The 22,269-nt window shown below is 72.6% G+C and carries 20 protein-coding genes and 2 tRNA genes; 9 read left to right on the forward strand and 13 right to left on the reverse strand.

The window, feature by feature from the left end:
* Position 1: 1 nt before the first annotated feature.
* Positions 2-460 (reverse strand): peroxiredoxin, encoded by a 459-nt coding sequence (locus tag BLT67_RS01725; protein ID WP_092665354.1) that lies wholly within the window; start codon positions 458-460, stop codon positions 2-4.
* A gap of 149 nt (positions 461-609) precedes the next feature.
* Between BLT67_RS01725 and aceE the strand changes: the two genes are divergently transcribed.
* From aceE to BLT67_RS01755, 6 genes are all read left to right on the forward strand, one after another.
* Positions 610-3,327 (forward strand): pyruvate dehydrogenase (acetyl-transferring), homodimeric type, encoded by a 2,718-nt coding sequence (gene aceE, locus BLT67_RS01730; protein WP_092665357.1) that lies wholly within the window; start codon positions 610-612, stop codon positions 3,325-3,327.
* Between the two features lie 88 nt (positions 3,328-3,415).
* Positions 3,416-4,588, forward strand: coding sequence for a PucR family transcriptional regulator (locus BLT67_RS01735; protein WP_092665360.1), 1,173 nt, complete (start codon positions 3,416-3,418; stop codon positions 4,586-4,588).
* A gap of 5 nt (positions 4,589-4,593) precedes the next feature.
* Positions 4,594-5,514, forward strand: a complete 921-nt coding sequence (locus BLT67_RS01740; protein WP_092665363.1) for an ACP S-malonyltransferase — start codon at positions 4,594-4,596, stop codon at positions 5,512-5,514.
* Positions 5,511-6,524, forward strand: coding sequence for a beta-ketoacyl-ACP synthase III (locus BLT67_RS01745; RefSeq protein WP_231945538.1), 1,014 nt, complete (start codon positions 5,511-5,513; stop codon positions 6,522-6,524). The genes BLT67_RS01740 and BLT67_RS01745 overlap by 4 nt, the downstream gene beginning before the upstream one ends.
* 36 nt (positions 6,525-6,560) lie before the next feature.
* Positions 6,561-6,812, forward strand: coding sequence for an acyl carrier protein (locus BLT67_RS01750; protein WP_092665368.1), 252 nt, complete (start codon positions 6,561-6,563; stop codon positions 6,810-6,812).
* A gap of 63 nt (positions 6,813-6,875) precedes the next feature.
* Positions 6,876-8,111 (forward strand): beta-ketoacyl-[acyl-carrier-protein] synthase family protein, encoded by a 1,236-nt coding sequence (locus tag BLT67_RS01755; RefSeq protein ID WP_092665370.1) that lies wholly within the window; start codon positions 6,876-6,878, stop codon positions 8,109-8,111.
* A gap of 95 nt (positions 8,112-8,206) precedes the next feature.
* Here the strand turns inward: BLT67_RS01755 and BLT67_RS01760 are convergent, their stop codons facing one another.
* A complete protein-coding gene (locus BLT67_RS01760) occupies positions 8,207-8,734 on the reverse strand; it encodes a DUF3145 family protein (protein ID WP_092665372.1) in 528 nt (175 codons plus the stop codon).
* A 204-nt stretch (positions 8,735-8,938) separates the two neighbouring features.
* Positions 8,939-9,760 carry a DUF1684 domain-containing protein gene (locus BLT67_RS01765; RefSeq protein ID WP_092665374.1) on the reverse strand — a complete coding sequence of 274 codons (822 nt, stop codon included), beginning with the start codon at positions 9,758-9,760 and terminating at the stop codon, positions 8,939-8,941.
* 94 nt (positions 9,761-9,854) lie between these two features.
* Between BLT67_RS01765 and BLT67_RS01770 the strand changes: the two genes are divergently transcribed.
* Positions 9,855-10,676, forward strand: coding sequence for an LLM class flavin-dependent oxidoreductase (locus BLT67_RS01770; protein ID WP_092665376.1), 822 nt, complete (start codon positions 9,855-9,857; stop codon positions 10,674-10,676).
* On the opposite strand, the gene BLT67_RS01775 is transcribed toward BLT67_RS01770, so the two are convergent.
* Complete coding sequence (locus BLT67_RS01775; RefSeq protein ID WP_092665378.1) at positions 10,673-11,749, reverse strand: alanine racemase; 1,077 nt, start codon at positions 11,747-11,749, stop codon at positions 10,673-10,675. The two genes, BLT67_RS01770 and BLT67_RS01775, sit on opposite strands and share 4 nt — an antisense overlap.
* Before the next feature lie 61 nt (positions 11,750-11,810).
* On the opposite strand from BLT67_RS01775, the gene BLT67_RS01780 reads away from it, so the two are divergent.
* Positions 11,811-12,995: a low temperature requirement protein A gene (locus tag BLT67_RS01780; RefSeq protein ID WP_092665380.1), complete on the forward strand. Its 1,185-nt coding sequence runs from the start codon at positions 11,811-11,813 to the stop codon at positions 12,993-12,995.
* 3 nt (positions 12,996-12,998) lie between these two features.
* Here the strand turns inward: BLT67_RS01780 and BLT67_RS01785 are convergent.
* From BLT67_RS01785 to BLT67_RS01795, 3 genes are all read right to left on the reverse strand, one after another.
* Positions 12,999-13,072 (reverse strand) — tRNA-Ile (locus tag BLT67_RS01785).
* A gap of 27 nt (positions 13,073-13,099) precedes the next feature.
* On the reverse strand, positions 13,100-14,299 hold the full coding sequence (locus BLT67_RS01790) for a glycosyltransferase (protein WP_092665382.1): 1,200 nt from the start codon (positions 14,297-14,299) through the stop codon (positions 13,100-13,102).
* Entirely contained in the window at positions 14,292-15,236 is a 945-nt protein-coding gene (locus BLT67_RS01795; protein ID WP_172801956.1) for a DMT family transporter, read from the reverse strand. The genes BLT67_RS01790 and BLT67_RS01795 overlap by 8 nt, the downstream gene beginning before the upstream one ends.
* 42 nt (positions 15,237-15,278) lie before the next feature.
* Between BLT67_RS01795 and def the strand changes: the two genes are divergently transcribed.
* Complete coding sequence (def, locus tag BLT67_RS01800; RefSeq protein WP_092665384.1) at positions 15,279-15,842, forward strand: peptide deformylase; 564 nt, start codon at positions 15,279-15,281, stop codon at positions 15,840-15,842.
* A gap of 10 nt (positions 15,843-15,852) precedes the next feature.
* Here the strand turns inward: def and BLT67_RS01805 are convergent, their stop codons facing one another.
* The 6 genes from BLT67_RS01805 to BLT67_RS01830 all read right to left on the reverse strand — a co-directional run bounded on the left by BLT67_RS01805 (position 15,853) and on the right by BLT67_RS01830 (position 22,129).
* Positions 15,853-16,101: a hypothetical protein gene (locus tag BLT67_RS01805; protein WP_092665386.1), complete on the reverse strand. Its 249-nt coding sequence runs from the start codon at positions 16,099-16,101 to the stop codon at positions 15,853-15,855.
* A gap of 241 nt (positions 16,102-16,342) precedes the next feature.
* Positions 16,343-16,415 (reverse strand) — tRNA-Asn (locus BLT67_RS01810).
* Between the two features lie 78 nt (positions 16,416-16,493).
* Complete coding sequence (gene dnaG, locus BLT67_RS01815) at positions 16,494-18,344, reverse strand: DNA primase (protein ID WP_092665388.1); 1,851 nt, start codon at positions 18,342-18,344, stop codon at positions 16,494-16,496.
* Positions 18,345-18,352: 8 nt separating this feature from the next.
* Positions 18,353-19,624 carry a deoxyguanosinetriphosphate triphosphohydrolase gene (locus BLT67_RS01820; protein WP_092665390.1) on the reverse strand — a complete coding sequence of 424 codons (1,272 nt, stop codon included), beginning with the start codon at positions 19,622-19,624 and terminating at the stop codon, positions 18,353-18,355.
* Positions 19,599-20,747 carry a tRNA dihydrouridine synthase DusB gene (dusB, locus tag BLT67_RS01825; RefSeq protein WP_092665392.1) on the reverse strand — a complete coding sequence of 383 codons (1,149 nt, stop codon included), beginning with the start codon at positions 20,745-20,747 and terminating at the stop codon, positions 19,599-19,601. The genes BLT67_RS01820 and dusB overlap by 26 nt, the downstream gene beginning before the upstream one ends.
* Before the next feature lie 2 nt (positions 20,748-20,749).
* Positions 20,750-22,129 carry a glycine--tRNA ligase gene (locus BLT67_RS01830; protein WP_092665394.1) on the reverse strand — a complete coding sequence of 460 codons (1,380 nt, stop codon included), beginning with the start codon at positions 22,127-22,129 and terminating at the stop codon, positions 20,750-20,752.
* Positions 22,130-22,269: the final 140 nt, after the last annotated feature.

The raw sequence follows: 22,269 nt of genomic DNA on the forward strand, positions 1-22,269 counted from the left end.
GCTACGCGAGCCCCGCGAGCGCCTCGCGGTACGCGTCCATGTCCCGCGACTCGGCGGGGCTCACGCGGAAGTGCGCGGCGATCCTGCCGTCGCGGTCGATCACGTAGGTCGCCCGGGTCGCCTGCCCGCGCTCGGGGAGGAACGCGTCGTACGCCTGCGCGACCGCGCCGTGCGGCCAGAAGTCGCTCAGCAGGTCGAAGGTGAGGCCCTCCTGCTCGTGGAAGACGCGCAGCGACGCGGCGGTGTCGGTCGAGACGCCGTAGACCTTCGCCTCGGCGCCCTCGAACGCCGAGAGCTCGTCGCGGATCGCGCACAGCTCGCCCGTGCAGCGGCCCGTGAACGCGGCCGGGTAGAACACGAGCACGACGGGGCTGCCGCGCAGCGCCGAGAGCGTGATCGCCTCGCCCGTGTGGTCGGTGAGGGTGAAGTCGGGAGCCTCGTCGCCGATCTGCAGTGCCATGCGTCCTCCCCGGGTCGTGCTGCGCATCCGCCCTTCATCGTGCCAGACCGGCCCTCGGGCCGGACTCGTCGGGCACGGCGCGGTGGCTAGAGTGGACGGGCGGCCCCAGCACCCAGGGCGTGCCGCAGGAATCGACGTCAGGAGCTTCGGTGCTGAACGACCAGGACCCCTACTCGGGCCACACCAACGACTCGGACCCGGCCGAGACTGCCGAGTGGCAGGAGTCGCTCGACCAGCTCGTCGCGACGCACGGCCCGCAGCGCGGGCGCGAGATCATGCTGAGCCTGCTGAAGCGCTCGAAGGATCTGCACCTGGGTGTGCCGATGGTGCCGACCACCGACTACCTCAACACGATCGCCGCCTCGGACGAGCCGGAGTTCCCCGGTGACGAGGCGCTCGAGCGCACGTACCGGCGCTGGATCCGGTGGAACGCCGCGATCATGGTGCACCGCGCGCAGGCGCCCGGCATCGGCGTCGGCGGCCACATCTCGACCTACGCGTCGTCGGCCTCGCTCTACGAGGTGGGCCTCAACCACTTCTTCCGCGGGCAGGACGCGCCGGGCGGCGGCGACCAGATCTTCTACCAGGGCCACGCCTCCCCCGGCATGTACGCCCGCGCGTTCCTCGAGGGGCGCCTGAGCGAGGCGCAGATGGACGCCTTCCGGCAGGAGAAGTCGAAGGCGCCCAACGGCATCCCCTCCTACCCGCACCCGCGCATGATGCCGGAGTTCTGGCAGTTCCCGACGGTGTCGATGGGGCTCGGCCCGATCAACGCGATCTACCAGGCGCAGGCGAACCGCTACCTCGTCAACCGCGGCCTCAAGAGCGACATCGACGCGCAGGTCTGGGCATTCCTCGGCGACGGCGAGATGGACGAGGTCGAGTCGCGCGGCGCGCTGCAGCTCGCGGCGAACGACGGCCTCGACAACCTCAACTTCGTGATCAACGCCAACCTGCAGCGGCTCGACGGCCCGGTGCGCGGCAACGGCAAGATCATCCAGGAGCTCGAGTCGTTCTTCCGCGGCGCGGGCTGGAACGTCATCAAGGTCATCTGGGGCCGCGAGTGGGACGCCCTGCTCGACGCCGACCACGACGGCGCGCTGCGCGATCTCATGAACGCGACGCCCGACGGCGACTACCAGACCTACAAGGCGGAGTCGGGCCTGTTCGTGCGCGAGCAGTTCTTCGGCCGCGACCCGCGCACGCTCGAGATGGTGAAGCACCTCTCGGACGACGAGATCTGGGCGCTCAAGCGCGGCGGCCACGACTACCGGAAGGTCTACGCGGCCTACAAGGCGGCGAGCCAGCACAAGGGCCAGCCGACGGTCATCATCGCCAAGACGGTCAAGGGCTACGGGCTCGGCAAGAGCTTCGAGGGGCGCAACGCGACCCACCAGATGAAGAAGCTCACGCTCGACGACCTCAAGACCTTCCGCGACGCGATGCAGATCGACATCTCGGACAAGCAGCTCGAGAGCGACCCGTACCACCCGCCGTACTGGAACCCCGGCGTCGAGTCGCCCGAGATCCAGTACATGCTCGAGCGCCGGCGCGAGCTCGGCGGCTTCACGCCCGAGCGCCGCTCGAAGCACACGATCATCCCGCTGCCCGAGGCGAAGACCTACGACATGCCCAAGAAGGGCTCGGGCAAGCAGGAGGTCGCCACGACCATGGCGTTCGTCCGCCTGCTCAAGGATCTGCTGCGCGACAAGGGCTGGGGCGAGCGGATCGTGCCGATCATCCCCGACGAGGCGCGCACGTTCGGCATCGACGCGTTCTTCCCGACCGCCAAGATCTACAACCCGCAGGGCCAGAACTACACCTCGGTCGACCGCGACCTGCTGCTGAAGTACCGGGAGGCGCCCGACGGCCAGATCGTGCACGTCGGCATCAACGAGGCCGGCGCGATGGCGGCGTTCACCGCCGCCGGCACGTCGTACTCGACCCACGGCGAGCCGCTCGTGCCGATCTACGTCTTCTACTCGATGTTCGGCTTCCAGCGCACCGGCGACTCGATCTGGGCGGCCGCCGACCAGATGGCGCGCGGCTTCCTGATCGGCGCCACCGCGGGCCGCACGACGCTCGCCGGCGAGGGCACGCAGCACGCCGACGGCCACTCGCCGCTGCTCGCCTCGACGAACCCCGCCGTGCTCGCCTACGACCCGGCCTACGGCTACGAGATCGCGCACATCACCCAGATGGGCCTCGAGCGCATGTACGGCGAGACCCCCGAGGACGTCATCGTCTACCTCACGGTCTACAACGAGCCGATGCTGCAGCCGGCCGAGCCCGAGGGCGTCGACGTCGAGGGCATCCGCCGCGGCATCCACCGCGTCTCGACGAGCGACCACCACCCCATCAAGGTGCAGCTGCTCGGCTCGGGCGTCGCCCTCCCGTGGCTCCACCACGCGCAGGAGCTGCTCGGCAAGGACTGGGGCATCTCGGCCGACATCTGGTCGGTGACCTCGTGGAGCGAGCTGCGCCGCGACGCGCTCGCGGTCGAGGAGCACAACCTCCTGCACCCGCAGGAGCCCGCAAAGGTGCCGTACGTCACGCAGCGGCTCTCGGAGGCCGAGGGGCCCTTCATCGCCACGAGCGACTACATGCACGCGGTGCAGGACCAGATCCGCCAGTGGGTGCCCGGCGACTACGCGACGCTCGGCGCCGACGGCTTCGGCTTCGCCGACACGCGCGCCGCGGCTCGTCGCTTCTTCAAGATCGACAGCCACTCGGTGGTCGTGCGCGCGCTCGACGCGCTCGCGAAGCAGGGCAAGGTGCCGCTCGGCATGGTGCAGCAGGCGATCTCGAAGTACGACCTGCACGACGTGACCGCGGGCGTCTCCGGCACCGCCGGCGGCGACGCCTAGGCGGTCGGCGCTGCCCGCCGACGCCGAGCTCCAGGCGCAGCAGCTCGCGTGGCTGCGCCGCATCTCCGGCGACCTCGCGACGCAGGTGATGCGGGCGCTCGACGACCGCTTGCCCTGGTACCGCACGATGCCGCCCTCGCGGCGGAGCGCGGTGGGGCTCGTGGCGCAGTCGGGCATCACGTCCTTCATCGCCTGGCACGAGGATCCCGAGGCGCAGCCCTGGATCGCCGCCGACGTCTTCGCGGCGGCGCCCAGGGAGCTGCTGCGCAGCGTGAGCCTGCAGCAGACGCTCCAGCTCATCCGCACCGTCGTGTCGGTCTTCGAGGAGCGCATCGGCGACGCCGACCCGCGCATGCGCGAGCCGATCCTGCGCTACTCGCGCGAGATCGCGTTCGCGGCCGCCGACGTCTACGCGCGCGCCGCCGAGTCGCGCGGGCTGTGGGACGCGCGGCTCGAAGCCCTCGTCGTCGACTCGATCCTCACGGGCGAGCACGACGACGAGCTGCCGAGCCGTTCGGCGGCCCTCGGCTGGCACGGCCGCGGCGAGTGCGCCGTGCTCGTGGGCGTCGCGCCGCGCACGCTCGACGTCGACGTCATCCGCCGGAAGGCGAGGCATGCCGGATGCGACGTGCTCGTCGGCGTGCAGGGCACCCGCCTGGTGGTCGTCATCGGCCGCGCCGCCGCCGAGGACGAGGCCGGCGACGACCCGATCGAGTTCCTCGCGATCGCGAGCCAGCTCGCCGAGGGCTTCGGCGAGGGCCACCTCGTGCTGGGACCCGCGGTGCCGAGCATCGTCGAGGCCGCTCGCAGCGCGAAGGCCGCGCTCGCGGGCTTCGCCGTCGCAGACGCGTGGCGCCGCACCCCACGCCCCGTGCGCGCCGACGACCTGCTGCCCGAGCGCGCCCTCGCGGGCGACCCGCTCGCGCGCGCCGAGCTGCTGCGCGGCATCTACCAGCCGCTGCGCGACCACTCGAGCGACCTGCTCGCGACGCTCGCGTGCTACCTCGACACGGGCCGCTCCCTCGAGGCGACGGCGCGCGAGCTCTTCGTGCATCCCAACACCGTCCGCTACCGCCTCAAGCGCATCAGCGAGATCATCGGCTGGGACGCGACGGGTGCGCGCGAGGCCCTCGCGCTGCACACCGCGATCATCCTCGGCGCCATCCACGACGCGTCGCGCGAGCGTGCGCAACGGCAGCCGCAGCCCGGATCCCAGCACCAGCGCCATGCCGCCCGGGGCAAGGGCGCGGTGGGAGGATGAATGCCGTGATCGTCATCGTCGCACCAGGCCAGGGCTCGCAGAAGCCAGGATTCCTCGCCCCGTGGCTCGAGCTGCCGGGCGTGCACGAGCGGCTCCGCGCCCTCGGCGACGCAGCCGGCGTCGACCTCGTCGAGCACGGCACGGTCTCGGACGCCGACACCATCCGAGACACCCTCGTGGCCCAGCCGCTCATCGTCGCCGCGGGCATCCTCACGCTCGACGCCCTCGGCGACCGCGCGCGGCTCGCCTCGGGCGTCGCGGGCCACTCGGTCGGCGAGATCACGGCCGCCGTCGCGGCCGGCGTGCTCACCGCGGAGGACGCCATGGCGCTCGTGGGCGAGCGCGCGAGGGCGATGGCGGATGCGGCGGCGCAGACGCCGACCGGCATGGCCGCGGTGCTCGGTGCCGACGAGGCCGCCCTCGAGGCGCGCCTCGCCGAGCTCGGCCTGCAGCCGGCGAACTACAACGGCGGCGGCCAGATCGTGGTCGCGGGCGCCCTCGACGCGCTCGCCGCCCTCGCGGAGGTTCCCCCGGAGCGCGCTCGCGTGATCCCGCTGCAGACGGCCGGCGCCTTCCACACCGACTACATGGCGCCCGCGGTCGAGCGCTTCCGCGCGCGCGCCGCCGAGACGGCCGCCGCCGACCCGACCACCACTCTCTGGACCAACCGGGACGGCAGCGCCGTCGCATCCGGACCCGCGTTCCTCGACCTCGTCGTCGGGCAGGTCTCGAGCCCCGTGCGCTGGGACCGGTGCATGGAGGCGTTCGCCGCCGCGGGCGTGACCGGCATCGTCGAGCTCGCCCCCGCAGGCGCGCTCACCGGCCTCGCGAAGCGCGGCCTGCGCGGCGTGCCGTCGGTCGGCATCACCACCCCTGAGGACCTGGAGGCAGCCGTCGCGCTGCTGGAGAGCGGAGCAGCAGCATGAGCGAGACCAAGCGGACCCCGGCGATGAAGAGGCTGGCCTCGCGCGGCGGATCGCGGATCCTGTCGGTCGGCGCCGCGCGCGGCGACCGGCTCGTGCCCAACGACGAGCTCGTCGGCCCGATCGACTCGTCCGACGAGTGGATCCGGCAGCGCACCGGCATCATCACGCGCGCCCGCGTCTCGGACGGGAGCGAGGCGGTCGACCTCGCCGAGACCGCTGCGCGCGAGGCGATCGAGCGCGCCGGCATCGACGGCTCGCAGCTCGACGCCGTGATCGTCTCGACCATCAGCAACACGGTGCAGACGCCGTCGATGGCGGCGCTGCTCACCGAGCGCGTCGGGGCGACCCCCGCGCCCGCGTTCGACATCTCGGCGGCGTGCGCGGGCTACGCGTACGGCGTCGCGCAGGCCGACGCGCTCGTGCGCAGCGGCATGGCCGAGCACGTGCTCGTCGTGGGCGTCGAGAAGCTCTCGGAGGTCGTCGACCCGACCGACCGCTCGATCAGCTTCCTGCTGGGCGACGGCGCGGGCGCGGTCGTCGTCGGCCCTTCGGACGAGCCGGGCATCAGCCCCTCGGTGTGGGGCTCGGACGGCTCGCACTGGGAGACCATCCGCATGACCAACACGCTCGGCTCGATGCGCGAGGGGCAGCCGTGGCCGACCCTGCGACAGGACGGCCCGACCGTGTTCCGCTGGGCCGTGTGGGAGATGGCGAAGAAGGCGCGCGAGGCGCTCGACGCCGCCGGGATCGAGCCCGGCGACCTCGCCGCGTTCATCCCCCACCAGGCCAACATGCGCATCATCGACGAGTTCGCCAAGCAGCTGAAGCTCCCCGAGAGCGTCGCGATCGCGCGCGACATCGCCACGACCGGCAACACCTCGGCCGCCTCGATCCCGCTCGCGATGCACCGGCTGCTCGAGGAGCAGCCCGAGCTCTCCGGCGGCCTCGCGCTGCAGATCGGCTTCGGCGCCGGTCTCGTGTACGGCGCCCAGGTCGTCGTGCTCCCCTAGACTCGACCCCGTTCCATCCACAGAAGGAGACACCCCATGGCATTCAGCAAGGACGAGGTCCTCGCCGGGCTCGCCGAGCTCGTGAACGACGAGACCGGCATCGCGACCGAGAACGTGCAGCTCGAGAAGTCGTTCACCGACGACCTCGACATCGACTCGATCTCCATGATGACGATCGTCGTGAACGCCGAGGAGAAGTTCGACGTCAAGATCCCGGACGACGAGGTCAAGAACCTCAAGACCGTGCAGGACGCTGTCGACTACATCACGGGCGCCCAGGCGGCCTGAGCCTGTGCAGGCGTTCGCGTGCGGCCGGGTGACCGGCCGCACGCGCCATCTTGGAGGAGAGGCATGACGAAGAAGATCGTCATCACCGGCATCGGTGCCACGTCGCCGCTCGGCGGCACCGCGCGCGAGAGCTGGGAGGCGCTGCTCGCCGGCGAGTCCGGCGCGCGGAGCCTCGAGCACGAGTGGGTGCAGCAGCACGAGCTGCCCGTCACGTTCGCCGCCGAGGCGAAGGTGCGCCCCTCGGAGGTGCTCGAGCGCCCGGTCGCGAAGCGGCTCGACCCGTCGAGCCAGTTCGCGCTCATCGCCGCGAAGGAGGCCTTCGCGGACGCGGGCTCGCCCGAGGTGCCCTCGGAGCGGCTCGGCGTCGACTTCTCGACCGGCATCGGCGGCCTCTGGACGCTGCTCGACGCGTGGGACACGCTCCGCGAGAAGGGCCCGCGCCGCGTCATGCCCATGACGGTGCCGATGCTCATGCCCAACGCTCCCTCGGCGGCCGTCTCGATGCACTTCGAGGCGCGCGCCTACGCCCGCACCGTCGCCTCCGCGTGCGCCTCGAGCACCGAGGCGCTCGTCAACGCCTACGAGCACCTGCAGGCCGGTCTCGCCGACGTGGTGATCGCCGGCGGCAGCGAGTCGGCCATCCACCCGCTCACGCTCGCGGCCTTCTCCTCGATGCAGGCGCTCTCGCGCCGCAACGACGACCCTGCCACCGCATCCCGCCCCTACGACGTCACCCGCGACGGGTTCGTCATGGGCGAGGGTGCAGCGGCGCTCGTGCTCGAGACCGAGGAGCACGCGCTCGCGCGCGGCGCCCGCATCTACGCCGAGCTCGCCGGCGGCGGCGTCACCGCCGACTCGCACCACATCACGGCTCCCGAGCCGGAGGGCCTCGGCGCGAGCCGCGCCGTGCACCTCGCGCTCGAGGCGGCGGGCGCCACGCCCGACGACGTCACGCACATCAACGCGCACGCCACCTCGACGCCCGTCGGCGACGTGGCCGAGGTGCGCGCGCTGCACCGCGTGTTCGGCGAGCGCGTGCGCGAGATCCCGGTCTCGGCGACGAAGGCCGCGCACGGCCACCTGCTGGGCGGCACCGGTGCGCTCGAGGCCGTCTTCACGGTGCTCGCGCTCGTCGAGCGCCAGGCGCCGCCGACGATCAACGTGACCGAGCAGGACCCGGATGCGCCGCTGCGGATCTCGGGCGAGCCCATCGCCCTCGGCGACGGGCCGCAGCTGGCCGTGTCGAACTCGTTCGGCTTCGGCGGGCACAACGCCGTCGTGGCGATCCGCTCGGTGTGACGCTTCCGGCATGACTGAGGGCCCCGCTGTACGCAGCGGGGCCCTCAGTGGTCTGTGGGGCGGCCGGGCGGGCCGCCCGTGGCGACCGGTCGGTGTCAGCCGACGCGGTGCAGCGCGATGACGGGCGCGGCGTCGGAGGCGTGCCGGTAGGTCTCGAGCTCGCGATCCCAGGCGCCGCCCATGGCGTCGTCGAGCGCGGCGAGCAGCCTGCGGCCATCGGTGCCGGCAGCGTCGATCGCGCCGCGGATGCGATCCTCGGGCACGACGATCGAGCCGCTCGCGTCGATGCGCTGCGCCGTGATGCCGAGCTGCGGCGTGTGCATCCAGCGCATGCCGTCGGAGCCGGGCGTCGGGTCCTCGGTCACCTCGAAGCGCACGTCGCGCCAGCCGGCGAGGGCGGATGCGATGGCCGCGCCGGTGCCGACCGGTCCCGACCAGTGCACCTCGGCGCGCTCGGCGCCCGGCTCCGCGGGCTGCGGCTGCCAGACGAAGCGGAGCGCGTCGCCGACGGCATGCCCGACGGCCCACTCGAGGTGGGTGCGCATGGCGCGCTGGGACGCGTGGATCCAGACGACGCCCGCGGTGGTCGCGGGATGCCGTCTGAGCGTGTGCGCAGCAGTCATCGTCTCTCCCTCGTTCGATGCGACTTCCCCATCGGTCGAACGGATCGAGACACTTCGAGTGTGTCACATCCCGGCGCGGAACGACAAGGCTGTCGTTCGTGCGCGGCGTGGCAGAGCCCGTCGGTCGAGGAACGCGCGGCCGCAGTCCGCACGAGGCCCGTCGGTCGAGGAGCGCGCGGCCGCAGGCCGCACGCGTCACGAGACCTACTCGGCGAACACCGGCTTCTGCTCCCCCGCACGGATCGGGAAGGGCAGGCGGTTGCCCGCCGGCGGCAGCGGGCAGTTGAACTGGTCGCTCATGGCGCACGGCGGCACGATGGCCCGGTTGAAGTCGAGGTCGACCGTGCCGTCGTGGCGCGGCTTGATGAAGAGGAAGCGACCGACCTCGTAGGTCTCGTCGCCGGTGGTGGCGTCGGCGAAGACGATCTGCAGGCTGTCGCCGTCGGGCAGCGCCATGAGCTCGATCTCCTCGCCGTCGTGCTCGAAGCGGATGCGGCCGGGCGAGACGGCCTTGCGCAGCGATCCGCCCTGGGACTTGCCGTGCTCGAAGGCGACGCCGCCCTCGACCGGCTCGAACGTGCCCTGCACGTGCCAGGAGGGGTCGTAGTCGTAGGCGGTGATCTGCTCGAAGCCCCGCTCCTCGGCCGCCTCGGCGTCCCAGACCCGCAGGGCGAAGCGACCGTGGTAGTCCGGGCCGATCACGAAGCCGGTGCGGCGCTCGTCGAAGCGCACCGAGCTCGGCGTCATCGTCTCGTGGCCGTACACGGTGGCCTCGCCGTCGACGGTCTCGCCGTCGACGATGATGCCGGCCGCCGCATCCGCCGTGACGACGAGCCCGTCGCCCGCCGGCGACGGCGCCCACGTGCCGGGCACGCCCTCGATCTGGGTGGGCTCCGAGACCCACGCGGTGGTGACGAGCGCCAGGGCGCCCTGCGGCCCGCGCACGCTCGCGTCGCGCTTGCGGCGGAAGGCGGCGTGCTGGGCGATGGCCTCGTCGTCGGGTGCGGTCACCGGGGCATCGTTCATGGCTTCAGCCTACCGACGCGCGCCCACCGGGAGCGCGGCGCGGCGGAGCGGCGGCATCGGCTCCGCGTGGGCGGCAGGGCGTACCGTCGGCGGCATGCACGCGGCACCGACGCTCGGCCTCATCCTCCCGCCCGACCAGGCGCCCGAGCGGTTCCTCGAGGTGGCGCGCGCCGCCGACGCCGCCGACGTGCCGGAGCTGTGGCTGTGGGAGGACTGCTTCGGCCAGTCGGGCACCTCGACGGCGGCCGCGGTGCTCGCCGCGACCCCGCGCATCCGCGTCGGCCTCGGGCTCATGCCCGTGCCGCTGCGCAACGTCGCGCTCACCGCGATGGAGATCGCGACCATCGCGCGGATGTTCCCCGACCGCTTCCTGCCGGGGATCGGGCACGGCGTGCTCGAGTGGATGACCCAGGCCGGCGTGCGCGCGGCGTCGCCGCTCACGCTGCTGGACGAGCAGGCGAGGGCGCTGCGCGCCCTGCTCTCGGGCGACGAGGTGAGCGCCGACGGGCGCTACGTGCGGCTCGATCGCGTGCAGCTGCGCTGGCCGGCCCCCGCGGTGCCGCCGCTGCTCATCGGCGGCGGCCGGCCCAAGACGCTCGCGCTCGCGGGCGAGCTCGGCGACGGCATCATCCTCGCCGGCGACATGACGCCGGGCGAGGGAGCCGAAGAGACGCGCGCGGCCGTGGCGATCGTGCGCGCCGCCCGCGAGGCCGCCGGGCTCCCGCCCGAGAGCGCGGTCGTGCAGTTCGCGGGCGTGCGGGCGGATGCGTCGGCCGACGAGGTGCGGCGCCTGCGGTCGGTCTACGGTGCGGCGGGCGCGACGAGCGTGCCGCTGCTGCCGCTCGACGGCGAGGGGCGGCCCGAGTCGGGCGACGGCATCCTGCGGCTCGCCGAGACGATCGGCGCGGCGACCTAGCTGTTGCGCCCGCGCGCGGCGACGCGCCAGCGGGTGGCGGGCATCGTGTCGTCGCCGCGGTCGTAGACCTCGAGGTCGTCGACCATGTTCACCGCGATGCAGACGTGGTTCGGCACGACGCGCACGACGCTGCCGAGCGCGGGCAGATCCCCCGGGAGCTCGACCACCGCGTGATGCTCGCTGAGCTGCACGATGCGCGCGTCCGGGTGGTCGAGGAGGCGGCCGTGCCCGGTCGCCCACGGCGCGCGGTCGGGGCCGAGCACCTTCGAGCCGGCGTCGAGCACGAGACGACCGCCGGCGTGCGAGACGACCGTCGCGTGGCAGGTGAGCGCGATGTGCGCGGGATCCGCGGAGCCCAGCTCCCACTGCTGCGCGTCGCCGAAGACCGAGACGCCGGGGCGCAGCTCCGTGACGGGCGAGTCGAGGGCGAGCGAGGCCGCGAGGCTCGGCGTCGAGCCGCCGGAGATCACGGTCGGAGGCACGCCCGCGGCGCGCATCGCGGCGGCAGCGGCGGTGAGTGCGTCCGCCTCCTCCCGCGCGGCGCGCTCGCGCGCATCCGGCGCGTACGCGTGCCCCGGGAAGGCGAAGACGCCCTCCACCTCGACGCCCGCGCGCACCGCGGCGGCCGCGACCTCCCCCGCGTCGTGCGGCGCGCATCCGGAGCGGTGGTGGCCGGCGTCGACCTCGACGCGCACGGCGATGCGGCCCGCGAGCCCGGCGTGCACGAGCCGCTCGACGCCGGCGATCGAGTCGATGCCGATCGAGATGGCGGCGCCGCGGGCGGCGAGCGTGCTCAGCCTCGCCGCCTTGTCGGCGTCCACCCAGATCGGGTAGGCCACGAACAGGTCGTCGAGGCCGCCGGCGACGAATGCCTCGGCCTCCCCCACGGTCGCGACCGTGAGTCCGTGCGCGCCGGCCGCGACCTGCATCCGGCCGATCTCGATCGTCTTGTGGGTCTTGGCGTGCGGGCGCAGCGCGACGCCGCGGGCGGTCGCGGCCTCGGCGACGCGCGCGATGTTCGCCTGCATGCGCTCGAGGTCGATCGCGAGGTGCGGGGTGGCGGGAGCGGGCATGGCTCGATGCTACGTCGGGGCCAGGGCGTGCGTCGCTGGAGCGCGGGCGTAGCATCCGCCTATGACCGCCGAGGCTCGCGAGCCCCTCCTCCGCCCCTCGGATGCGTCGCGCTCCGATCGCGTCACCTACGTCGAGCTGTTCTTCGACCTGGTGTTCGTGCTCGCGCTCACCCAGCTCTCGGCCTACCTGGTCGAGCACGAGACGCCGCTCGGCGCGCTCGAGGGCGCGATCATGGTCACCGCGCTGTGGTGGACGTGGGTCGCGACGACATGGGTGACCAACTGGCTCGATCCCGTGCGCCTGCCGGTGCGCATCGCCGTGGTCGCGCTCGCGTTCGTCGGGCTCGTGATGAGCGTGTCGATCGCCGATTCCTTCGGCGAGCGCGCCTGGATCTTCGCGATCGCGTACGTCGTCATGCAGGTGGGCCGCACGGCGTTCATCGTGCTCGCGGCGCGGCGGGAGGATCGCGAGGTGGCGCGCGACTTCACGCTCGTGCTCATCTGGACGGCCGCGGGCGGCGTGCTCTGGATCGTCGGCGCGCTGCTGCCGTTGCCGGCGCAGCTGCCGCTGTGGGCGGCGGCGCTCGGCGTGGAGCTGCTCGGCTCACGGATCGGCTTCCCCGTGCCCGGGATGGGCCGGGTCGAGCTGAGCCGGTGGGATCTCTCGGGAGCGCACATCGCCGAGCGCTCGGCGCTGTTCGTCCTGATCGCGATCGGCGAGGGCCTGCTCGTGACGGGCTTCGCATTCATCGAGCTCGAGATCACGGCGGACTCGGTGCTCGCGATGGCGTTCGCGTTCTGCACCGCGGCCGCGACCTGGTGGATCTACTTCGACCACGGCGAGCGCATCGGCGCCGAGGCCATGGAGGCGTCGGACGCGCCGGGCCGCCTCGCCCGCACGGCCTACACCTACGTGCACCTGCTCGTCATCGGCGGCATCGTGCTCGTGAGCGTCGGCGACAAGCAGGTGCTCTCGCACCCGCACGAGCAGAGCGTGCCGGCGACGCTCGCCGTCATCGGCGGGCCGCTGCTCTTCCTCGCCGGCACGCTGTGCTTCCGGCGCCTCCTCGAGGGCCGCTGGATGGTCGCGCACGCGGCGGGCATCATCGCGCTCGTCACCGTCGGGCTCGCGGCCGCCGCGATGTCGCCGCTCGCGACGAGCGGCGCGACGACCGCCGTGCTCTTCGGGGTCGCCGCGCTCGAGACCGCGCAGCGGATGCGGCGGGGACGCCGACCGGGCGGGTGATCGTAGGGCGGACGGGACTTGAACCCGTGACCGACGGATTATGAGTCCGCTGCTCTGACCGGCTGAGCTACCGCCCCGCGGGCCGTTCGGCCCGGAATCCGAGCCTAGTCGTCGATCTCGACGTGCGTGTCGGGGTCGGCGATGTCCTCGCCGCGGTACAGCCGCTCGAAGGCGGTGATCGTGGCCTCGATGTCGTGGGGCGCCACCATCTGCAGGCTGTGCTGCTGCAGCTTGGCGTACTCCTCGTCGTCGAGGCGCAGCACGCGCTCGAGCTTCTCTGCGAGGTCCTCGGCGTCATCGGGGCGGAAGAGCCACCCGTTGACGCCGTCGGTCACCAGGTGCGGCAGCGCCATCGCATCCGCAGCCACGACGGGCAGGCCGGTCGCCATCGCCTCCATCGTCGCGATCGACTGCAGCTCGGCCGTCGACGGCATCGCGAACACCTCGGCGCCGCGCAGCCGTTCGCGCAGCTCCTGGTCGGAGACGAAACCGGTGAGCGTCACGCGGTCGGCGACGTGCAGCTCGCGGGCGAGGGCCGCGAGCTCGTCGATCTGGTCGCCCCCGCCGACGATGTCGAGGTGCCACTCGAGATCGGAGGGCAGCTGCGCGACGGCGCGCACGAGCGTGTCGAGCCGCTTCTCGCTCGTGACGCGGCCGACGAAGACGATGCGGCCGCGCTGGCGCTCGGGATTCGGGCTGTACTCGTCGCCCGGGAGGCCGCACGAGATGGCGTGCACGCCCTCGAGCCCGGTCTTGAGCTCGAGGTAGTCGGCGCTGCGCCGCGTCGGCGTCGTGACGACGTCGCAGCGGCCGAGCACCGTCGCGGCGTCCTGCCACGCCCACTCGACCGTCTTGCCCTGCAGGAACTGCGGGATGTTCGAGTGGTCCATGAGGTTCTCGAACATCAGGTGGTTGGTGCCGATCACGCGGATGCCGCGCTTCTTCGCCTCGAGCGAGAACGCGCGGCCGAGGATGATGTGCGACTGGAAGTGCACGACGTCGGGCTTGAGCGCGTCGAGCAACGAGGCCGCGTTCTGGAACATCCGCCACGGATGCGCGAAGCGCAGCCATTCGTGGCCCGGGTAGAGCATCGAGCGCAGGCGGTGCACGCTGAAGCGCTCGCCCTCGTGCTCCTCGATGCGGGTGCCGTGGCGGCCGCGGCCGAGCGCCGACGCCACGACGTGCACCTCATGCCCGCGCTGCGTGAGCCGGGCGGCCAGGCGGGTCGTGAACTTCGCGGCGCCGTTGACGTCGGGGGCGAAGGTGTCGGTGGCGATCAGGATGCGCAGGGGGCGGTCAGTCATGGTCCTCCTCGGGCGCCGTCTCGAGCGGCCGGATCTGTGGGTGGTGCCTCGCCAGCTGGAAGACGCCCCAGATGGCGATCGCGCCGGCGCCGGCGAAGACCATGATGGCCCACGGCGGCGTCTCGGCCGCCTCGCCGAGCACGGTCACGCCGATGAGCACGGCGACGAGCGGGTCGACGACGGTGAGGCCGGCGATCACGAGGTCGGGCGGGCCGGATGCGTGCGCGAGCTGCACCGCATAGCTGCCGACGAGCATCGCGATGAGCATCGCGACGCCGCAGATGATGGTGAGGCCCTCGAAGTTGCCGCTGATGATGCGGTTGATGACGATCTTGGAGAGCGTCACGACGAAACCGTAGAGCACGCCAGCCGCGACGATGTAGAAGATCGCGTTCGCGCGGTGCCGGAACCACCACCACGCGGCGCCGAGCGCGACGAGCGCGACGACGAGCAGCGACAGCACCGTGAGCAGCTGGCGATCCTGGATCGGACGCTCGACGGCGAAGATCGCGGCGACGGTGACGAAGATGCCGATGCCGAACAGGCACGCGCCGATCGCGCGGATCGAGCGGTGGTCGAGGCGGATGTTGGCGAGTCGCGAGTTGAGGATCGCGGTGACGACGAGCGCGACGGCGCCCAGCGGCTGCACCACGATGAGCGGCGCGAGCGCGAGCGCGCCCAGCTGCATGACGATCGCGAGGCCGAGCAGCAGCGTGCCGAGCACCCACGCGGGGCTGCGCAGCAGTCGCAGCAGCGCCGAGCCGCCGAGGTGCGCACCGCGCTGGTCGCCCCCCTCGAAGTGGCCGACACCGCGGTGCTGGAACTGCGTGCCCACCGAGAGGAAGATGGCGCCCACGAGCGCGACCGGGATCCCGAGTGCCTGCAGCGGCGTGAGCGAGATCTCAGCCGCGAAGTCGTCGAGCGCGGTGAAGAGCACCTGTAGAACCTACTCCGCACGCGCGTCGATACCCTGGAGGACATGACTGTTCTGCCCATCTGCATCACGGGCGAGCCCGTGCTGCACCAGGTCGCCGAGCCCGTCGTCGCCTTCGACGACGCCCTCGCGACGCTCGTCGACGACATGTTCGCCACCATGGAGGCCGCGCCCGGCGTCGGCCTCGCCGCCCCGCAGATCGGCAGGGGCGAGCGCGTGTTCGTCTACGACTGGACGGATGAGGAGGGCACGCGCACGCGCGGCGTGGCCGTCAACCCCGAGCTGTGGATCTCGCCCGTGCCGGTCGGCGTCCCCGAGGACGACGAGGAGGAGGGCTGCCTGTCCATCCCCGGCGAGCGGTTCGCGCTCAAGCGCGCCGAGCGGGCGCTGCTGCGGGCGCAGGACGTGCACGGCGAGCACTACGAGCTCGAGGCCTCGGGATGGCTCGCGCGCATCCTGCAGCACGAGTACGACCACCTGAACGGCATCCTCTACGCCGACCGGCTGGATGCGTTCGGTACGAAGGGCGTGCAGAAGGCGATCAAGCGCAACAAGTGGGGCGTGCCCGGCCTGACGTGGATGCCGGGCGTCGACGACCTCGAGGACTGAGCGGGGTCGCTCAGCGGCCGAGGTCGCTCCGACGCTGCTCCTGCAGCGCAAGGCTCACGCGGTAGCGTTTTTCGGCCTTCGTCGGCATGCCGCGCGCTTGCCAGAGCATGGCGTCCTTCGTGCCGTGGCGCACCGCCAGGCGGATGAGCCAGTACGTGGCGAGGATGCCGAGCACGCAGAGCCCGAGCCAGATGAGCAGCACGGCGAAGCCGAAGCCGGCGGGCCCGGCCAAGAGGTCGGTCGGGTCGAAGGGTGACACGGCGCCACGTGTAACCGGCGCGGCGCATCCAGCCGGGACGAACACGCCGGAGCGGCGGCGGGTCTCGTGACGCGTGCGGCCTGCGGCCGCGCGCTCCTCGACCGACGAGGGGACGGTACGGCCCGTGGCGGCCTCCTCGACCGACGAGGGGACGGTGCGGCCGGCGGCCGCGCGCTCCTCGACCGACGAGGGGATGGCGCGGGCACGCGAAAGGCCCCGCCGTTCGGCGGGGCCTTGGTCGCTCCCCGAGATGGACTCGAACCATCAACCTGCCGGTTAACAGCCGGCTGCTCTGCCAATTGAGCTATCGAGGATCGCTGCGGGAGCGACGACCAGCGTACCATCTCCGCCACCCCCGGGTCACATCGAGGGGCGGCCGGCCGCCGCATCCGTCACTCCTCGCGGAGGGACCGCCGCTCGCGCTCAAGGTCGAGCAGCTGCTGGTTGAGCGCCTTCGACGCATCGGGATCGGAGGTGCCGAGGCGCTGCAGGCTGCCGAGCAGCGCCGCCTTCCGGCGCAGGATGTCGCGGTCGACGAGCGACGAGACGATGCCGCGCACGTAGTCGGTCACGCCCTCCGGCGTCGACTGCGGGATGGGCGCCATCGCGAGCGTGCGCACGAGCGGCACGATCTCGGCCGGCACGGTCTCGGCGACCCGCTCCGAGAAGTCGGGCGCCTCGATCGCGTCGAGCGAGGCGAGCACGCCGTCGCGCACGACCGCGAGCGACGGGTTCGCGACGTACGCCGAGGCGCCGCGGGCGGCGAGATCCTTGCCGAGCACGGCGGGCTGCTGCAGGAGCGCCGCGAGGGCGTCGCGCTCGAGCCGCGACGCGGGATCGCGCTCGAGCTGCTTGAGCGCGACATCGGCGGGCGGATGCTGCGGTGCGGCGCCCTCGGCGGTGGGCGTCGGGCGGGGCCCGGCCTGCCGCACGGCGCGGCGCACCTCGTCGGGGCCGACGCCGAGCCAGCCGGCGACGGTGCGGGCGTAGCCGTCGGCGAGCGCGCGGTCGCGGATCGACTGCAGCACGGGCGCTGCGCGGCGCATCGCCGCGACGCGGCCCTCGACGGTCTCGAGGTCGTGCTCGGCGACGATGCGCCGCAGCATGAACTCGAACAGCGGGCGGCGCTGCTGCACGAGCTTGCGCACGGCGTCGTCGCCGCGCTCGAGCCGCAGGTCGCACGGGTCAAGCCCCTCCGGCGGCACGGCGACGAACGTCTGGGCGGCGAAGCGCTGCTCCTCGGCGAACGTGCGAGCGGCGGCCTGCTGCCCCGCCTCGTCGGGGTCGAAGGTGAAGATCACGCGACCGAGCGAGCGGGTGTCGGTCGTCGAGACGTCGCCGAGCACGCGCCGCAGCACCTTGATGTGGTCGACGCCGAACGCGGTGCCGCACGTGGCGACGGCGGTCGTGACGCCCGCGAGGTGGCAGGCCATCACATCCGTGTAGCCCTCGACGACGACCGCCTCGTGCCCCTTGGCGATGTCGCGCTTGGCGAGGTCGAGGCCGTAGAGCACCTGGCTCTTGCGGAAGATCGGCGTCTCGGGCGAGTTGAGGTACTTCGGGCCCTTGTCGTCATCCGAGAGCCGGCGCGCGCCGAAGCCGACCGTCGCACCCGCGACGTCTCTGATGGGCCACACGAGCCGGCCGCGGAAGCGGTCGTAGCTGCCGCGCTGGCCCTCGCTCAGCAGGCCCGCGCCGAGCAGCTCGGCCTCGCTGAAGCCCTTGCCGCGCAGATGCGACTTCAGCGCGTCGAACGACGCGGGCGCGTAGCCGACCCCGAAGCGCTGCGCGGCCGCGAGGTCGAAGCCGCGCTCCCCCAGGAAGCGCTGCCCGAGCGCGGCGGCGGGCGTGAGGAGCTGCTGCTGGAAGAACGCCTCCGCCTCGCGGCTCGCCGCGAGCAGGCGCAGCCGGCCGCTCGTCTCCTCCTGCGGCTTCCCGTCCTCGTAGTGCAGCGTGTAGCCGAGCTGCGCCGCGAAGCGCTCGACCGTCTCGGCGAACGACGTGTGGTCCATCGCCATGACGAACTGGAAGACGTCGCCGTCCTCCCCGCATCCGAAGCAGTGGTAGCGGCCCACCGCGGGCCGCACGTGGAACGACGGGGTGCGCTCGTCGTGGAAGGGGCACAGGCCCTTCATGCTGCCGACGCCGGCCGTCTTCAGCGTGACGTGCTCGCCGACGACGTCGACGATCGAGATGCGCGAGCGCAGCTCGTCGATGTCGCTGCGCCGGATCCGCCCCGCCATCGCTCCCCCTAGTCCCCGACGAACCGCTCGTGCCACGCGAACGCGCCGCGATCGGTGAGGCTCGCGACCTGATCGACGACCACGCGCGCCCGCGCGGCGTCGTCGCGCGCGGCCGCCCAGTCGTCGGCGTAGGCGCGGTCGAGCGCCGACGGCCCGATGCGCAGCAGCGCGTCGCAGAGCTCCTGCAGCACCCGCCGCTGGCTCGCGTAGATGGGCTGGCGCCGCTCGGCCAGGATGAAGCTCGCCGCCGTGCCCTTGAGCACCGCGATCTCGGCCCGCACCTCGCGCGGCACCTCGACGGACGCGCCGAAGCGCGTCAGCGGCCCCTCGTGCGTCGCGCGCGTGCGCTCGATCGCGGCGTTGGCGAAGCGCCCGATGAGCTTCGACGTGAGGTTCTTGAGGCGCGCGTGGTCGGCGCGCGAGCCGTCGAACGACCGCAGCCACGTGTCGAGGTCGTCGAGCCGGTCGAACGCCGCGAGCAGGTCGTCGCGCGTGAACTCGGGCCCGACCCACGTGAGCATCATCGAGACGAGCTCGTCATGGCCCACGCGGCCCTGCAGCTTCGCGACGTCGACGTACCCGCCGACGACCGCATCCTCGAAGTCGTGCACCGAGTAGGCGATGTCGTCGGCGAGATCCATGACCTGCGCCTCGATGCTGGGCGTGCGCTCGGGCGCGCCCTCGCGCATCCACTCGAACGCCTCGCGGTCGTCGGCGTAGTAGCCGAACTTGACCCGGCCGGATGCGTCGTGCACGTCGTGCGCCGCCGGCCACGGGTACTTGCACGCGGCATCGACGCTCGCGCGCGTGAGGTTGAGGCCGTAGGGGCGGTCGCGGATCACCTTGGGCTCGAGCCGCGTGATGACCCGCAGCGTCTGCGCGTTGCCCTCGAAGCCGCCGATCGAGAGCGCCCACTCGTTGAGGCCGCGCTCGCCGTTGTGCCCGAACGGCGGATGGCCGATGTCGTGCGCGAGGCACGCGGTGTCGACGACGTCGTGGTCGACACCGAGCTCGCCCGCGATCTCGCGGCCGATCTGCGCGACCTCGAGCGAGTGCGTCAGGCGCGTGCGGGAGTCGTCGAAGCCCATCGTCGGCGAGAGCACCTGGGTCTTCTGCCCCAGCCGTCGGAACGCGCTCGAATGCAGGAGGCGCGCGCGGTCGCGGGCGAAGTCGGTGCGGGCGGAGGTGTGCGTCTCGGGCAGGCGCCGCTCGACGTCGTGCTCGGTGTAGCCGGCGGCGAGCGGCCGCCGCGCGTCAACCCCCACGGGTGTCGCTCTCATCCTCGATGAGGGCGGCGCGCTGCGCGGGGCTCAGCTCGGGGCTGTCGAGCCAGCCGTCCGGGAGCGCCGGCGTGCGAGCGCCGCCCGCGCGCCCGCGCTGCCCCTCGATGCCCGCGGCGTCGTAGGGCACCGCGCGGTCGAGCGCGCCGAGCAGGTCGTCGAGCTCGGCGAGCGAGCCGACTGCCGCGAGCGACCGCCGGGCGTCGCCGCCGATCGGGTAGCCCTTGAAGTACCAGGCGACGTGCTTGCGGATGTCGCGGCACGCGCGGTCCTCCTCGCCGAAGAACTCGACGAGCAGCTCGGCGTGGCGGCGGAACGCATCCGCGACCTCGCCGAGGCTCGGCCGGTGCCGCTCGCCGCTGCCGGCGAAGGCGGCGGCGAGGTCGCCGAAGAGCCAGGGACGGCCGAGGCAGCCCCGGCCGACGACGACGCCGTCGACCCCGGTGTGCTCGACCATGCGCAGCGCATCCTCGGCCTGCCAGATGTCGCCGTTGCCGAGCACCGGCACCGACGTGACGTGCTGCTTGAGGGTCGCGATCGCATCCCAGTCGGCCGTGCCGGAGTAGTGCTGCGCCGCGGTGCGGCCGTGCAGCGCGACCGCCGCGACGCCGGCGTCCTCGGCGATGCGGCCGGCATCGAGGTAGGTCAGGTGCTCGTCGTCGATGCCCTTGCGCATCTTGACGGTCACGGGGATGTCGCCCGCCCGGCGCACCGCGCGCTGCACGATCGCGGCGAACAGGTCGCGCTTCCAGGGCAGCGCGCTGCCGCCCCCGCGCCTGGTGACCTTGGGCACCGGGCAGCCGAAGTTCAGGTCGATGTGATCGGCGCGGTCCTCGTCGACGAGGATGCCGACGGCCTGCTCGACGATCGCGGGATCGACGCCGTAGAGCTGCACCGAGCGCGGCGTCTCGGACTCGTGGTGGCTGATGAGCCGCATGGTCTCTGGCGTGCGCTCGACGAGCGCGCGCGTGGTGATCATCTCGCTCACGTAGAGCCCCGCGCCGTACTCGCGGCACAGGCGCCGGAAGGCGGTGTTCGTGATGCCCGCCATGGGCGCGAGCACGACCGGCGCGTCGAGGGCGATCGGCCCGATCGACAGCGCCGGCGGCGTGCTCGTCGTCACGCTCACGCCCCGACGAGCCCCTGCGCGAGGTGCGCCTCGAGCTCGGCGATCGGCACGCGCGTCTGCTGCATCGAGTCGCGCTCGCGCACCGTGACGGCGCCGTCCTCGAGGGAGTCGAAGTCGACCGTCACGCAGTAGGGCGTGCCCACCTCGTCCTGGCGGCGGTAGCGGCGGCCGATCGCGCCCGCGTCGTCGAAGTCGATCGCCCAGAGCCCGCGCAGCTTCGCGGCGATGTCGCGCGCGAGCGGCGAGAGCTGCTCGTTGCGGCTCAGCGGCAGCACGGCGACCTTGATGGGCGCGAGGCGCGGGTCGAGGTGCAGCACGGTGCGGGTGTCGGTGCCGCCCTTCGCGTTCGGCACCTCCTCCTCGTCGTACGCGTCGACCAGGAACGCCATGAGGCTGCGGGTGAGGCCGAACGAGGGCTCGATGACGTACGGCGTGTAGCGCTCGCCGGATGCCTGGTCGAAGTAGACGAGATCCTTGCCGGATGCGCTCGAGTGCGACGAGAGGTCGTAGTCGGTGCGGTTCGCGATGCCCATGAGCTCGCCCCACTCGGAGCCCTGGAAGCCGAAGCGGTACTCGATGTCGATCGTGCCGGCCGAGTAGTGCGCGCGCTCCTCCTCGGGCACGTCGAAGCGCCGCATGTTGGCCTCGTCGACGCCGAGGTCGAGGAACCACTGCCAGCACGCCTCGACCCACGTGTCGAACCACGCGGCCGCCTCGTCGGGGTGCGTGAAGTACTCGATCTCCATCTGCTCGAACTCGCGCGTGCGGAAGATGAAGTTGCCGGGCGTGATCTCGTTGCGGAACGCCTTGCCGACCTGGCCGATGCCGAACGGCGGCTTCTTGCGCGAGACGGTGAGCACGTTCGAGAAGTTGACGAAGATGCCCTGCGCCGTCTCGGGGCGCAGGTAGTGCTGGCCCGCCTCGTTGTCGACGGGGCCGAGGAAGGTCTTCATGAGACCCGAGAAGAGCTGCGGCTCGGTCCACTTGCCGGTCGTGCCGCAGTCGGGGCACGTGATCTCGTCCATCGAGGCGGCCGCGCGGCCCTTCTTCGCCTCGAACGCCTCCTCGAGGTGGTCCTGCCGGTGGCGCTTGTGGCACTGCAGGCACTCGACGAGCGGGTCGGTGAAGGTGTCGACGTGTCCGGAGGCCTGCCACACCGCCGAGGGCAGGATGATCGACGAGTCGAGCCCGACCATGTCGTCCCGGCCCTGCACGAACGTCTTCCACCACTGGCGCTTGATGTTCTCCTTGAGCGCCACGCCGAGGGGCCCGTAGTCCCACGCCGACCGCGAGCCGCCGTAGATCTCCCCCGCCTGGAACACGAAGCCGCGTCGCTTCGCGAGGTTGATGACGGCGTCGAGACGGTTCTGGGCCACGGATGCTCCTCGGGATCGGGCGAGCGCGCGGCTCTGGCTGAGGCGCGCGCATGAACGTCGATCCTACCGAGCCGGGGCCCCTCCCGTCGCCGCGTGCGGAGGCGTCGGTGGAGTGCTCGGGGGACATGCGGCTGAGATAG

It is taken from the genome of Agrococcus carbonis (genome assembly GCF_900104705.1).
In the GTDB taxonomy this organism is placed as follows: Bacteria; Actinomycetota; Actinomycetes; order Actinomycetales; family Microbacteriaceae; genus Agrococcus; species Agrococcus carbonis.

What these genes read in the sequence shown, in the direction of transcription:
- BLT67_RS01725 (WP_092665354.1), bottom strand. Translation starts at nt 460, where the DNA reads ATGGCACTGCAGATCGGCGACGAGGCTCCCGACTTCACCCTCACCGAC.
- BLT67_RS01735 (WP_092665360.1), top strand. Translation starts at nt 3,416, where the DNA reads ATGCGGGCGCTCGACGACCGCTTGCCCTGGTACCGCACGATGCCGCCC.
- BLT67_RS01745 (WP_231945538.1), top strand. Translation starts at nt 5,511, where the DNA reads ATGAGCGAGACCAAGCGGACCCCGGCGATGAAGAGGCTGGCCTCGCGC.
- BLT67_RS01750 (WP_092665368.1), top strand. Translation starts at nt 6,561, where the DNA reads ATGGCATTCAGCAAGGACGAGGTCCTCGCCGGGCTCGCCGAGCTCGTG.
- BLT67_RS01755 (WP_092665370.1), top strand. Translation starts at nt 6,876, where the DNA reads ATGACGAAGAAGATCGTCATCACCGGCATCGGTGCCACGTCGCCGCTC.
- BLT67_RS01760 (WP_092665372.1), bottom strand. Translation starts at nt 8,734, where the DNA reads ATGACTGCTGCGCACACGCTCAGACGGCATCCCGCGACCACCGCGGGC.
- BLT67_RS01765 (WP_092665374.1), bottom strand. Translation starts at nt 9,760, where the DNA reads ATGAACGATGCCCCGGTGACCGCACCCGACGACGAGGCCATCGCCCAG.
- BLT67_RS01770 (WP_092665376.1), top strand. Translation starts at nt 9,855, where the DNA reads ATGCACGCGGCACCGACGCTCGGCCTCATCCTCCCGCCCGACCAGGCG.
- BLT67_RS01775 (WP_092665378.1), bottom strand. Translation starts at nt 11,749, where the DNA reads ATGCCCGCTCCCGCCACCCCGCACCTCGCGATCGACCTCGAGCGCATG.
- BLT67_RS01780 (WP_092665380.1), top strand. Translation starts at nt 11,811, where the DNA reads ATGACCGCCGAGGCTCGCGAGCCCCTCCTCCGCCCCTCGGATGCGTCG.
- BLT67_RS01790 (WP_092665382.1), bottom strand. Translation starts at nt 14,299, where the DNA reads ATGACTGACCGCCCCCTGCGCATCCTGATCGCCACCGACACCTTCGCC.
- def (WP_092665384.1), top strand. Translation starts at nt 15,279, where the DNA reads ATGACTGTTCTGCCCATCTGCATCACGGGCGAGCCCGTGCTGCACCAG.
- dnaG (WP_092665388.1), bottom strand. Translation starts at nt 18,344, where the DNA reads ATGGCGGGGCGGATCCGGCGCAGCGACATCGACGAGCTGCGCTCGCGC.
- BLT67_RS01820 (WP_092665390.1), bottom strand. Translation starts at nt 19,624, where the DNA reads ATGAGAGCGACACCCGTGGGGGTTGACGCGCGGCGGCCGCTCGCCGCC.